The sequence below is a fragment of the Mycobacterium sp. SMC-4 genome (genome assembly GCF_025263265.1).
In the GTDB taxonomy this organism is placed as follows: domain Bacteria; phylum Actinomycetota; class Actinomycetes; order Mycobacteriales; family Mycobacteriaceae; genus Mycobacterium.
The window spans coordinates 1781473-1794306 of record NZ_CP079869.1 but is presented as its reverse complement, the minus strand read 5'-3'; the positions used below and the strand labels follow the sequence as shown (position 1 = coordinate 1794306).

General features: G+C 66.6%; 11 protein-coding genes. 5 read left to right on the top strand and 6 right to left on the bottom strand.

The genetic code is table 11. The features are described from left to right. Window positions 1-6 precede the first annotated feature (6 nt). Window positions 7-1038, bottom strand: coding sequence for an LLM class F420-dependent oxidoreductase (locus KXD98_RS08665; protein WP_260763331.1), 1032 nt, complete (start codon window positions 1036-1038; stop codon window positions 7-9). Window positions 1039-1117: 79 nt separating this feature from the next. Here KXD98_RS08665 and KXD98_RS08660 point away from each other — a divergent pair, with 79 nt between their 5' ends. Next, window positions 1118-2614 carry an acyl-CoA carboxylase subunit beta gene (locus KXD98_RS08660; protein ID WP_260763329.1) on the top strand — a complete coding sequence of 499 codons (1497 nt, stop codon included), beginning with the start codon at window positions 1118-1120 and terminating at the stop codon, window positions 2612-2614. A 65-nt stretch (window positions 2615-2679) separates the two neighbouring features. Here KXD98_RS08660 and KXD98_RS08655 read toward each other — a convergent pair whose 3' ends face one another. Genes KXD98_RS08655 through KXD98_RS08645 form a run of 3 tightly spaced genes read right to left on the bottom strand, consistent with a single transcriptional unit; the run spans window position 2680 to window position 5173 of the window. Then, complete coding sequence (locus tag KXD98_RS08655) at window positions 2680-3756, bottom strand: TIGR03857 family LLM class F420-dependent oxidoreductase (RefSeq protein ID WP_396883135.1); 1077 nt, start codon at window positions 3754-3756, stop codon at window positions 2680-2682. Further along, window positions 3720-4094: a nuclear transport factor 2 family protein gene (locus tag KXD98_RS08650; protein WP_260763325.1), complete on the bottom strand. Its 375-nt coding sequence runs from the start codon at window positions 4092-4094 to the stop codon at window positions 3720-3722. The genes KXD98_RS08655 and KXD98_RS08650 overlap by 37 nt, the downstream gene beginning before the upstream one ends. Further along, window positions 4091-5173 carry an ecdysteroid 22-kinase family protein gene (locus tag KXD98_RS08645; protein WP_260763323.1) on the bottom strand — a complete coding sequence of 361 codons (1083 nt, stop codon included), beginning with the start codon at window positions 5171-5173 and terminating at the stop codon, window positions 4091-4093. The genes KXD98_RS08650 and KXD98_RS08645 overlap by 4 nt, the downstream gene beginning before the upstream one ends. A gap of 64 nt (window positions 5174-5237) precedes the next feature. Between KXD98_RS08645 and KXD98_RS08640 the strand changes: the two genes are divergently transcribed. Next, entirely contained in the window at window positions 5238-5885 is a 648-nt protein-coding gene (locus KXD98_RS08640; RefSeq protein WP_260763321.1) for a TetR/AcrR family transcriptional regulator, read from the top strand. Here KXD98_RS08640 and KXD98_RS08635 read toward each other — a convergent pair. Then, window positions 5872-7515 carry an NAD(P)/FAD-dependent oxidoreductase gene (locus KXD98_RS08635; RefSeq protein WP_260765071.1) on the bottom strand — a complete coding sequence of 548 codons (1644 nt, stop codon included), beginning with the start codon at window positions 7513-7515 and terminating at the stop codon, window positions 5872-5874. The genes KXD98_RS08640 and KXD98_RS08635 overlap by 14 nt on opposite strands. Window positions 7516-7650: 135 nt before the next feature. Between KXD98_RS08635 and KXD98_RS08630 the strand changes: the two genes are divergently transcribed. The 3 genes from KXD98_RS08630 to KXD98_RS08620 all read left to right on the top strand — a co-directional run bounded on the left by KXD98_RS08630 (window position 7651) and on the right by KXD98_RS08620 (window position 11375). Further along, entirely contained in the window at window positions 7651-8619 is a 969-nt protein-coding gene (locus tag KXD98_RS08630; RefSeq protein ID WP_260763320.1) for a TIGR03619 family F420-dependent LLM class oxidoreductase, read from the top strand. Then, window positions 8616-9632 carry a Rieske (2Fe-2S) protein gene (locus KXD98_RS08625; protein WP_260763317.1) on the top strand — a complete coding sequence of 339 codons (1017 nt, stop codon included), beginning with the start codon at window positions 8616-8618 and terminating at the stop codon, window positions 9630-9632. The genes KXD98_RS08630 and KXD98_RS08625 overlap by 4 nt, the downstream gene beginning before the upstream one ends. Window positions 9633-9719: 87 nt before the next feature. Then, window positions 9720-11375: an acyl-CoA synthetase gene (locus KXD98_RS08620; RefSeq protein ID WP_260763316.1), complete on the top strand. Its 1656-nt coding sequence runs from the start codon at window positions 9720-9722 to the stop codon at window positions 11373-11375. A 1-nt stretch (window position 11376) separates the two neighbouring features. On the opposite strand, the gene KXD98_RS08615 is transcribed toward KXD98_RS08620, so the two are convergent. After that, window positions 11377-12831, bottom strand: coding sequence for a coniferyl aldehyde dehydrogenase (locus KXD98_RS08615; RefSeq protein ID WP_260765070.1), 1455 nt, complete (start codon window positions 12829-12831; stop codon window positions 11377-11379). Window positions 12832-12834: the final 3 nt, after the last annotated feature.

Sequence of the window (12834 nt, the reverse complement as noted above, 5' to 3'; positions counted from 1 at the left end):
CCTTCGTCATGCGCCGGCGCGCAAATCGGTGACCAGGTCGACAACCGTCGCCTCGTCGATGGATGGCGGAAAGCCCACCAGCACACGGTCGATCAGCCCGTCACACCGCGCACGGATCTTGTCGACGATGTCGTCGAGCGGCGCGACAACCGCGAACTCCTCGAGGATGGTGTCGTCGATGAGCGCGCCCATGGTGTCCCAGTCGCCCCTGCGGGACAGTCGATGCATCTCGTTGTGCAGATCGCCCCAACCGTGAAGTTCCAGAACATTCTGGTAGGCCGGTGTCGAGGCGTAGAACGCGATCTGCATGCGGGTGGCCACGGCCGCGTCGGCCACCCCCTGCTCGTCGCGGCCGGTGACCACGAATAGCGGGCTGGCGACCTCGATGTCGGCACGCGTACGGCCGGCCCGTTCCATCCCCCGGCTCAGGGTCGGGATCGTGACCTCGCGGACGTAGCGCTGTGTCGAGAACGCATGCGCCAGAAAACCATCGGCGACCTCGCCGCACATCTCGGTCATCCGGTCACCAACCGCGGCGACGAAGACCCTGGGGTCACCGTAGGGCTGTGCAGGCGGAACGAACATCGGCGTCATCAGTGTGTGGGTGTAGAACTCACCGTCGAAGTCCAGCCCGCTACCGTCGCGCCAGCACGCCCAGATCGCGCGCAGCGCCGCGACGAACTCCCGCATCCGATCCACCGGCCGGCTCCACGGCATGCTGAAGCGCTTCTCGACATGGGGCTTGATCTGCGAACCCAGCCCCAGAATGAATCGGCCGTGCGAGTAGTCCTGCAGATCCCAGGCGGTCTGCGCCACCGTCATCGGATTGCGCGCGAACGCCACCGCGATGCTGGTGCCGAGTTCGATGCTGTGCGTGTGTTCGGCTGCCAGCGCCAACGACAGGAATGGATCGTGATTGATCTCCGCCGTCCAGCAGCCGTCGTAACCGCGACGCTCCAGCGTTCTCGCCGCGGCGGGAACCTGGGACAGTTGACTGACGACGGCAGCGTCAACCTTCAGGCCGCCTTCAGCACCCATGTTGGATGACGCTACAGTAAGCAATTCAGTAGGGTCAACGCCGGGACCTCTCGTGGCGCCGGAGAACAGGAGTCTGCGCATGGCCAGTGCCGAGGATTGGACGGACACGCTCGATGAACTCGCACGGCGACGTGGCCACTCCACAGCCATGGGCGGCGACGAGCGCCTGGCCCGACACCACGGCAAGGGCAAACTCGATGCCCGTGGGCGTATCGATCACCTGCTCGACACGGGTTCGTTTCGCGAGTTCGGCACGTTGGTCGGCGGCGACATCGCCGCCGACGGCATCATCACCGGCTCCGGGCGCATCGACGGCCGCCCGGTGCTCGTCGGCGCCGAGGACTTCACCACGCTGGCGGGCAGCATCGGGCCCGGCGGTAACGCCAAACGCTACCGGTTGGCCGAGCTGGCGCTACGAGACCGGGTTCCGATGGTGATGCTGCTGGAAGGGGCCGGTTTCCGGCCCAGTGGGGAACACTACGGCCGCACCCCCACCGACCTGCTGGCCCAAGCCCGATGTTCGGGCAAGGTGCCTACGGTCAGTGGGCTGTTCGGACCGTCTGCCGGGCACGGTGCGCTGGTCGCGCCGGTGTGTGACTGGACGATCATGACCAGCCAGGGCGCGATCTTCACCGCCGGCCCGCCGGTGGTCAAGGAGTCGACCGGTGAGGAGATCACCAAGGAAGACCTCGGCGGGCCGTCGGTGGCGCTGGCCAGCGGCGTCATTCACAACCTCGGACCGGACGACGTGGCGGTGCTCGACGACATTCGCCGGTATCTGTCGTACTTTCCGTCCAGCGCATGGTCGTATCCGGTGTCGCGGCCGGCCGGGGAGTCGACCGCGCACCGATCGACACCGGAACTACTCGAGATCGTGCCCCGCGGTAACCGGCAGGTCTACGACATGCGCGCCGTACTCGACGTCGTCTTCGACGACACCGAGTGGTTCGAGGTGCAGCCCAAGTTCGGTCCGGCGATGATCACTGCCCTCGCCCACCTCGGGGGCCACCCTGTTGCGGTCGTGGCCAATCAGCCCAAGGTTCTGGCCGGGTCGATCGACGCCGACGCGGCCGACAAGGCAGCCCATTTCATCATGGTTGCCGACGCCTTCCATCTGCCGATCGTCTTCCTGGCCGACAATCCGGGGATGCTGCCCGGTAGCCGGTCGGAGAAGACCGGGGTGCTGCGCAGCGGCGCGCGCATGTTCGCCGCCCAGACCGCGGCTACCACGCTGAAACTTCATGTCACGCTGCGCAAGGCGTACGGCTTCGGCTCGATGGTGATGTCGCTGTTGGGCTTTGACGGGCAGAGTGCGACGTTCGCCTACCCGGGCGCGACGATGGGCGCGATGAGCGCCGCGGCGCTGAGCCGAGCATCGCACGCCACCGAGGACATCGAAGCCAAGCTGCGCCAAGCAGAGGTCGATGCGTCGTTCCGCTCGGCGGGCCACCTGGGCTTCGACGATCTGATTCATCCCGAGCAGACCCGCGATGTACTTCTCGACGCACTCGAGCGGGGTCTCTACAGCCGCCAGGTCTCCGCCGAACCCGTCACCCGTACCGTCATCACCCCCTGACCGCCGCAACGCTGCGATTTCGGCGCGCTGGGCGACGCTCAGCGTCACCGGCCGCGCCGAAATCCCTACGAAGTGGCGCGGTAGGCCGTCACAACCGGTTCGAGTTCGTCGGGGGTGGCGCCGTGCATGATCACTGCGTCAGCGCCGTAGTCGAACTCCTTGCGGACCCGCTGCGCGCACTGTTGCGGCGAGCCGGTGGCCGACGGTTCCAGCCATTCGTCGGGGATCAGCGTGGCGATATGTTCGATCTGCTCGGCGGTGGCTTTGTGGTCGATGCCACCACCGATCGACTGCACCACCGCATCCTCGCGGAATCGTTGTAACACAGCGGGATCCCAGCCATTGGTCCCGACCAGCAGGTCACCGTAGCCCTGCAGGTAGGTGGCCAACCGGGCGACGGTCTTCTTCAACCGCAGTTCCTCGGGCAGGTGGTCGCCGACGGTGGCGAAGCAGGACCATACCCGCACGCTGGCCGGGTCCCGGCCGGCCTGTTCGGCGGCATCCTTGACGGTCTTGACCGCCCGCTGCAGGGTCTCGGGGGTGAAGTAAGTGTGCAGGATGACGTCGTCGAACTCCCGGCCACCCAGTGCCAGCGTCTGCGGACCGAACGCCACGATGGCCAGTCGGATGTCCTCACCGAAGTCCGGGTCGAGGAACAGGATCTGGTACGTGCCCAGCGGGCCGTCGTGGTTGAAGATCATCTCGCCGTGCCACAGCTTGCGCATGACCTGCGCGAAATCCTCCATCTGGGCGGTGGTCACCGTGGGGATTCCGAACGCGTTGTAGATCGCGCCGATGCCGCGGCCGATACCGAGGGTGAACCGCCCACCCGACAACCGGTGCATGGTGGTCGCCCACGACCCCGTGATGAGCGGATGGCGGGTGTTGTGGTTGGTGGCCGCGGTGGCGATCTGCATCCGGTTCGTCACCGCGAGCGCGGCACCGGTCAGCGACGACGCCTCCTTGACGTTCCAACGCTCGGAGATGAATCCGGTGCCGAAGCCGAGTTCCTCGCCCCGACGCGCCTCGTCCATCAGCGTGGCGGGGCCTTGCCCGCCCGCACCGGCCAGCAGGTAGTACCCGAGCTCGTCGAGAGTCTTGTCGGTCACGCCCAAACTCCTTGCTTGTAGCCGCAATTCCAGACTTCGGTAATCCTGCCGTCGACCACGCGGAAGATCTCCATACTGCTGATCGTCATACCGGTACCGTCCTTCAACGTCATCGGGGACTCGTAGACGATCGCGACGTGTTCACCGTCCTCGCCGGCCACCAGAAGGTTCAACTCGAACCGGATGGCCTCGAACATGTCCCAGTGGTTCACGATGCGCGCCACGGCTTGATCATGGGTCAGCGTCGTCGACTCCCCCACATCGTGACGAATCACGGTGTCGCCCATCAGCTCCTCTGCGAGGGCGAAGTCGCGCTGATTCCACACCACGAGGTTGTACAGTTCGACCACGTCGCGTGCCGAGCGGTTCATTCGAACACCTCCAGAGCGTCGGTGTCGCTGATGGCGGCGATTGCCCGGTCGGTCAACTCCAGGCACAGCGCACGTGAGCGCGGCGGCAGCCCATCCCAGCCAAGCAGCGTGATGACGGGTAACACCATGAAGTAGGCGACTCCATAGCGGTAGCGTCGCCACGCGTCGTCGAAGGTGTACCCCGTGACCCCGCGTGCCGCGAGCTGCTGGAGGTACTCGTGCACCAGTGCCTCGTCATGCCCGCGGCGGACCTCGGTGCGTAAGCCCTGGCTGACCAGGTAGGCGATGTCGGCGATGCCACTGCCGGTCGCGGCGAACTGGAAATCGACGACCTTGAGCCGGTCGCCGTCGAAGAACAGGTTGTCGGCGCGGATGTCCCCGTGCAGCAGCATTGTGTGCTCGGCGAGCGAAGACAGTGCCTGTCCGGCGTACTCGCCGAATCGATCGGCGAACCGCGCGACGGCACGCGGAACCGAGAGGCTCGTGCGCTCGCGATATATCTGCCATCCGGGCTCGAAGGCCGGCAACAGCAGGTCACGGACCGCCGGTGCGTCCAGGCTCGGGAAACTCTGCAGGGCTGCCACGTTGGCCGGACGCACCGACCAGGCGTGAAGTCCGGCAAGCTGTTCGATGGCCAGCCTGGCCCGGTCCAGAGGCAAACCCGCGAGGTGGTCGGCGTTGTCCCAGCCCTGCAAGTCTTCGAGCAGCAACACGAAATCGGCGGATTCGTCAGCCATTCGGGCGCTGTAGACAACCGGGGTGTCCATCGGCGAGCGGGTGGCCACCTCGCGGTAGAACGTGATCTCGCGGCGGTAACCACCCAAGAGGTCCATCGCCGCACGGGCTTCGGATTCGGCGGGCAGCTTGGCGATCAGGGTGCTCGGCACGCCGGCGGTGGCGTCGAGGCTCAGGCGATACAGCAGCGACGAGAATCCCGAGTCCTCGGCGATGCGCTGCACCCGAAGATCGTTTATCCGCAGGCTGTTCGGCAGCGGGCTGTCGGCGCGCAAGGCGGCGGTGAGCCACTCGGGGTTGATCTCCGCGATGCCCGACGGCACCTCGGCGGGCGCGATGGTCACCCTCGACCTCCAATAATTTGACGCTGAACAACTAAGTTAGTTGTCGGCGGTCTAACATTCAAGGGTGCCTCCGCCCGGGCGTGGACTCAGCCAATCCCAGCGCGTCGAAATCTCCAACCGGCGCATGTTACGAGCTGCCGCTGATCTGATCGTCGAAAAAGGTTGGGAAGCAACGACTGCCGCCGAAATCGGGCGTCGCGCCGGATACAGCCGCGCGATGGTGCACGCCCGGTACGGCAGCAAGGACGTCATTCTTGAGGAGTTCCTCGGCGAATACGTCAAGCGTCTGAACCCCGATCCCGACCCGAACACCGACGGGATGGCCCAGGTACTCGCGCACTTCGACCGCATCGAGGAGATCTACTGTGCCGATCCGGCACTGCTCAGAGCGATGTTCGTCGCGACCTTCGAGGCGGTCAAGACCACATCACCACTGCGCGGGCGGGTCCACGCACAATTGCGCAGCGGCGCGGCCAACGTCGAGGCAGGACTGCGCACCGGCATCGCCGACGGGTCCGTGCGTGCCGACGTGGACCTCGACACCGCGGTCCGCGACATCACCGCGGCAGTGTTTGGGATCGCGTTCCAATGGGTGGTCGTCGCCGACGAGCATGAGCTGAGCACCGAGCTGCAGGTGGTCCGGACCCGGATCATCGACTCGTACGGCGCGCGACCGCGTGACACCGGCCCGGTCACGGTCATGCCAGCATGAATCCGGTGTAACCGTCCCGGACGATCTCGTCGCAGCGGCGGCGGTACTCGGGGATGCCGGCGGTGTAGCCCATGTACATGCGCTTCTTCCCGGGCACATTGCCGCCGTTGTACCAAGACTGACACGACGGGTGGACCAGCACCGTGTGCTCGACCAGTGCGGTGGTGTGGTCGATCCAGTCACGCTGTGCGTCGGGCAATGCCTCGATGGTGCGCAAGCCGTTCTCCCGCAGATACCCGACGCAGTCACCGATCCACTCCACGTGTTGCTCCAGCGCGGCGACGAAGTTCGTTGCCGCCGAGGGGCTGCCGGGACCCTGCACGATGAACAGATTGGGGAAACCCGCCACCGCGATCCCGAGATAACTCAACGGGCCCTCCTGGGTCCAGAATTCGCGCAGCGACTGCCCGCCGCGGCCGCGCACGTCGATGCGCGACAGCGCGCCGGTCATCGCGTCGAACCCGGTCGCATAGATGATGACATCGAGTTCGTGCAGGCCGTGGCACGTTTCGATGCCGTCCGGCCGAACAGTGACGATCGGATCCTCGCGCAGATCGACCAGGGCCACGTTGTCGCGGTTGAACGTTTCGTAGTAGCCCTGGTCGATGATCGGCCGCTTGCACCCGAAGGGATGACTGGGGGTCAACGCCCGTGCGGTCACGGGATCGGTGACGATGCGCGCCACCGCCTCTCCGTACAAGCGGGTGGCCATCCAGTTGGCTTCGATATCGAAGAACACATCGCCCCAGTTCAACGCACCCATCACGCCGTCGGCCTCGACGGCGCGCATCTGCTCTTCCCGCGATGCCGTCTTCACCGGAGGTTTGGTCAGCATCTCCAGCATCACCGAGAACGCGCTGAGCCGGGCCGCCCCGACCGGATGCTCGCGCTGAGCGGCCCGGATCTCCGGGTAACGGGCCTTGAGCCCGTCGAGCTCACCGGGCTCGAAGGCCCGGACCTCCCAGGGCAGAGTGTAGGCAGGCGAGCGCTGAAACACGGTGAGCGTGCGGGCTTCTCGTGCCACCACCGGGATCAGCTGCACGCCGGTGGAGCCGGTTCCGATCACACCGACCCGACCTCCGGACAGGTCGATGCCGCCGCGGGGCCACCGGCTGCTGTGCAGTGAAGTTCCGGCAAACGTTTCCATGCCGGGGATCGCCGGCTCCAGCGGCGTGGACAGAATTCCGGTGGCTGCGACGATGTGGTGGGTCGTGACCGTCTCCCCCGACAGCAACCCCAGCGTCCAGACGGCGTCGCGCTCGTCGAACGTCATCGACACCACCTCGGCGCCGAACGTGATGTCGCCACGGAGATCCAGGCGATCGGCGACGAAGTGCAGGTAGGCCTCGATCTCGGGCTGGGCAGGCATCGTCTCGGTCCAGACCCATTCCTGCTGGATCTCGTCGGAGAACGAGTAGGAGTACTCGATGCTCTCGATGTCGCACCGCGCTCCGGGATAGCGGTTGACCAGCCAGGTGCCTCCGACGTCGTCGGCCTTCTCCAGCACGTGCACGCGGCAACCGAGTTCCCGGAGCCGATGCAACGCGTAGAGCCCGGAGAACCCGGCGCCGATGACGATGGCGTCGAAGCATCCGGCGAGCTGGTCGGAACATCTGGGTTCGGCAGTCATCGGCGGCGTTGTCACACTTCCTTGCCGGTGCGCGACCGGCAGCACTTCGGAATTGATACTGTAACTATTACAGTAGTAGCGCCGAGCCCGGGACGGATTCGGCGATCAAGCCCCTCGACGCCGGAGGCGGAGGCGATGCGATACACGTTGGAGTATCCCAGCGACCTGCCCACCGCCGTCGATGACTTCGGACGCCCCGAGGTCACCATCGACCTGGTGACCGCGGCCGAAGCGGCCGGGTTCGACGCTGTCGCGGTGAGCGAGCATCCCGCCCCGTCGGTCAAGTGGCGCGCCCATGGCGGGCACGAAACCCTCGATCCGATCGCCGCCCTGAGCTTCGTGGCCGCGGTGACGTCGCAGATCAAGGTGATGACGAACCTGTTCGTGCTCCCCTACCGCAATCCGTACCTGGCCGCCAAGGCACTGACGACCGTCGACCAGTTGTCGGGCGGACGCCTGGTCGCCGGCCTCGGTGCCGGCTATCTACGCTCGGAATTCACCGCGGTCGGTGTCGAATTCCACCGGCGCGCAGCATTGTTCGACGAGGCGTTGGCCGCCCTGTGGAGCATCTGGGTCGACCCTGACGCCCCGGTCCGGGGCCGGGGCTTCTCCACGGTCGGACCGGTCTGGCTGCAGCGGCCCGTACAGCGCCCCCATCCGCCGATCTGGATCGGCGGCAACGGTCAGGCAGCCCAGCGCAGGGTGGTGGAGTACGGCACGGGGTGGATGCCGATCATCGCTCCCGAGGTGCTGGCGGCGACGATTCGCACCGCCGCCCTTCCCGATGTCGACGCCTTCACGCGGTCGGTCGCGCGGCTGCGCGAGCGGATGGAACGCGCCGGCCGCGATCCGCACACTCTCGACGTGCAGGTCGTCTGCCCGGCCATCGACGTCGCCGACGACGACGCGGTGTCGCGCACCGTCGAGATGCTCGGCGAACTGGCCGACGGCGGAGCGACCTGGGCGCTGATTCGCGCCGACGGCCGCTCCCCCTGCGCGGCACGCGAGTTCATCGAGACGTTCGGGTCCGCGGTGATCGACCGCGATCGGACCCTCGCCGTCAAGTCGCCGGCGCCGCGCGCCCGATCGGAGGAGTTGTCATGAAAGTGCCGTTCACGTGGAAGGTCACCGGGTGGTTCATGATCGGGTGGTCGGCGGAGTTCGAGATCGGCGACGTCAAGGCGCTGAAGTACTTCGGTGAGGACCTGACGGCGTACCGGGACGAGTCCGGCGAATTGCATGTTCTCGAAGCGCACTGCAAACACCTCGGCGCCCACATCGGGCACGGCGGAACTGTGGTTGGCGACTGCGTCGAGTGCCCGTTCCACGGCTGGCGCTGGGGGCCCGACGGAGCCAACACCTATATCCCTTACCAGCCCGACCGCCCCAACCGCGGTCTTCGACTGCGGTCCTACCCGGTCCGCGAACAGTACGGCTGCATTTTCCTGTGGTACCAGCCCCACGGCGAGGAACCCCGGTGGGAGTTGCCCGACATCTTCGGAAAGTTCCCGCAGTTCGAGACGGACCCGAATGCCTACTACCGGCCCTACCCCGAATTCTCCAGCCGCGCCGACGCCATCCCGGTGCATCCGCAGATCGTCGCCGAGAACGGCCCGGACAGTTCCCACTTCCGCTACGTGCACGGCGCCACCGTGACACCGGTGTGTCTGCACTGGGAACACGTGGATCAGGAGTGGCGCTTCCTGACCGGGTGGCCCGACACACGCAGCCAGGACCCCGGCCGGATGGCACTGCGCATTCACAGCCACTTCTCCGGCCTCGGCTTCGCGATGAGCGCCTTCGAGGGCTCCTCGAACCACCGGCTGATCTTCGCGTGCACACCGGTCGACGACGAGGTGTCGGACATGTTCTATTCGATCTGGTGGCCGAAGGAGCCCGGCGAGACCTCCGACATCCCGCCGGCCGAGGTGCGCGCCAAGGTCGAGAAGCAGTTCCTCAAAACCGTGTGGGAGGACTGCGATATCTGGCGCTATCAGAAGTACGTCGAGAACCCGCCGCTTGCCAAGGTTGACGCCAAGCCCTACATGGCAATGCGCTCCTGGGCTCAACAGTTCTACGAGGTCCCGCCTACCGGAGCGCCGTCCGGCACGGCCTGAGCACGGCGGCAGTGACGGCCGGCACGCCGGAAGGATAGAGTCTTCAATGAATCTTGCTCTGCCTGCCCACCCGCGATGAGAGGCCGTATGTCTGAGACGACCCAGTTCACCGTTCCCGCCGCTGCCGATGCCATCGCAGCTGCCATCGGCGACCGCGAATTCATCGTCCAGGGGGATCGTCGACTGACGTATGCGCAGGTCGTCGCGCGGTCGAATGCGGTGGCACGGTTCCTGCACGCCCAGGGTCTGGGCTGCCGCACCGAGCGCGCACAGTTGGGTGGCCACGAGGTCGGGCAGGATCTGCTGGGCATCTACGCCCACAACGGGCCCGAGTACGTCGAGGGCATGCTGGGCGCCTGGCGGGCGAGGGTGGCCCCGTTCAATGTCAACTACCGCTACGTCAAGAGTGAGCTGCAGTACCTGTTGGCCGATTCGGGCGCCACCGCGCTGCTGTATCACGCCGCCTTCGCACCCCGGCTGGCCGAAGTCCTGCCCGACCTCCCGCAGCTACGGGTGCTGATTCAGATCGCCGACGATTCTGGCAATGAATTATTGCCGGGCGCAGTGGATTACGACTCGATCATCAGTACTGACAGCCCGGGCGCTCCCCCGCCGGTGACACCGTCGCCGGACGACCTGTACGTGCTCTACACCGGTGGCACGACCGGCATGCCCAAGGGGGTGTTGTGGCGGCAGCACGACATCTTCATGGCGTCCTTCGGCGGTCGGAGCCTCTACACCGGTGAGCTCGCGACCACCTACGACGAGATCGTGGCGCGCTGCGCAGAGTCCCCGGGGACCACGCTGCTGATCCTGCCGCCGCTGATGCACGGCGCCGCGCAGTGGGCCGTGTTCACGGCGATGACCACCGGCCAGACCGTCGTGTTCTCGGCAGTCACCTCCCACCTCGACGTCGACGATGTGGTCGCCACCATCGAGCGCGAGAAGGTCCTCGCCGTCACCGTGGTCGGCGACGCCATGGCCCGACCGCTGGCCGAGGCGTTCGAGCGCACCACCGCCGACCTGTCCTCGCTGGCCGTCGTCGCCAACGGCGGCGCACAGCTGACACCGACAGCCAAGCAGCGACTGATCGACGCCAAAGACAACCTGATGGTGGTCGACGGGGTGGGTTCCTCGGAGACCGGCGCTCAGATGACCCACATGTCTGCGCCGGGCGCCGTATCGACCGGCAAGTTCAACGCCGGACCCGACACTTACGTCGCCGCAGAGGATCTCAGTGCGATGCTGGAGCCCGGGCACGACGGCATCGGATGGCTGGCGCAGCGCGGCTATGTGCCGCTGGGCTACAAGGGCGACGCCACCAAGACGGCGGCCACCTTCCCGGTGATCGACGGTGTGCGCTACTCGGTGCCCGGCGACCGCGCCCGTCACCTCGCCGACGGGTCGATCGAACTACTCGGCCGCGACTCGGTGACCATCAACTCCGGCGGCGAGAAGATCTTCGCCGAGGAGGTGGAGTCGGCGGTGGCTTCGCATCCGGCGGTGGCTGATGTGGTGGTCGCGGGACGTCCGAGTGATCGCTGGGGCCAGGAGGTGGTGGCCGTTGTTGCGCTGGCCGAAGGCGCGCAGGCCAGCGCCGAGGACCTGATCGAGCACGCCGGTCAGGTGATCGCGCGCTACAAGCTACCCAAAGCGGTGGTCTTCCGCTCGGTGATCGAGCGCAGCCCGGCCGGCAAGGCCGACTATCGGTGGGCGCGCGAACAGGCGATCAGCGGCAGCTGACTCACGCCAATCGGCGGCGTGCGCGATTGCGCGCGCCGCGCAACGCCAGCGCGGTGGTCCATCGCGTCGACCGGGAGAACGGCGGCGCGGCCCGGCCGGTGATCGTGACGGGCAGGTCACTGCCGACCACCGAGCGGTAATGGGTGAACGTGTCGAAGCCGGCTTTGCCGTGGTAGGCGCCCATCCCGCTGCGCCCGACTCCGCCGAACGGTGCGTCCGACGGGATCATCTGGGCGCCAAAATCATTGCGTGCCACACCACCACTGCGGGTGTGTCGCACGAAGGAACGGAACTCGTCGTCGTCGGGGCCGAACCAGTATGCGACCAACGGCGATGGACGGACGTTGAGGTAATCGACGATCTCGGCCAACTCTCGGTACGGACGCACGGTCAGCACCGGACCGAAGGTCTCCTCGCCGGCCAGCCGCATGGTCTCGTCGACGTCGCGCACCAACGTCGGCGCGATCTTGCGGGTCGCCAGATCCGGTAGCGATTCGCCGGGAGGGGCCACCGATTGCACTCGGGCTCCGTTGGCGCGCGCGTCCTCGATCAGGCCGACGACCCGGTCGAAGTTGGCCTGGTTGACCGCCGAGCAGTACTCGGTGTTGCCGACGATCGCCGGGAACATCGCGCGCCAGGTGTCGCACACCACGTCACAGAACTGCTCGATGTGTCGCTCAGGGACGAAGACATAATCAGGGCACACACAGACCTGTCCCCCATTGATCATGCGGCCCTGCGCGATCCGGGTGGCGGCACGGTGAATGTCGGCTCGCGCGCCGACCACGACCGGGTTCTTGCCGCCCAACTCCAGGGTCACCGGCACCAGATTGGCGGCAGCGGCCTGTTGCACCAGCGCCCCGACCGTCGGCGATCCGGTGAAGAACAGATGGTCCAAAGGCAGCGCCGAGAACGCTGCGGCCACTCCGGCGTCACCGGTGAGGACGGCCAATTCTGCCGGATCGAAGAACTCCGGCGCCAGGGAAGCCATCAACTCTGCCGTGCGGGGGGTCAGTTCGGACATCTTGATCATCACGCGATTGCCCGCCGCGAACGCAGCCGAGGCAGGCAGCACGACAAGGTTGAGCGGGAAGTTCCAGGGCCCGATGATGCCAACGACCCCCTTGGGGGTCGGCTGCACTTCGGCTTTCACCCCGAACAGTCGGCCCGAGGGCATGATCCGCGCCGGCCGGGCCCATCGTGGCAGATTCTTGCGGGTGTGCTCGATGACCGAGACCATGCCGAGGATCTCGGCGAACAGGGACCCGTCCCGCGGACGGGTCCCGTAGTCGGCGTCCATCGCGGCGACGAAGTCGTCGGCGTTGTCCAGCACCAGCCGCAGCAACCGGTCGATCCTGTTGCGCCGTAACGCCGTATCGGGCGGTCCGTCGGCGATGAACGCCGCACGCTGGCGCTCCAGGATGGCCGACATCGTGTCCGACGACGCTGCGGCCATTGC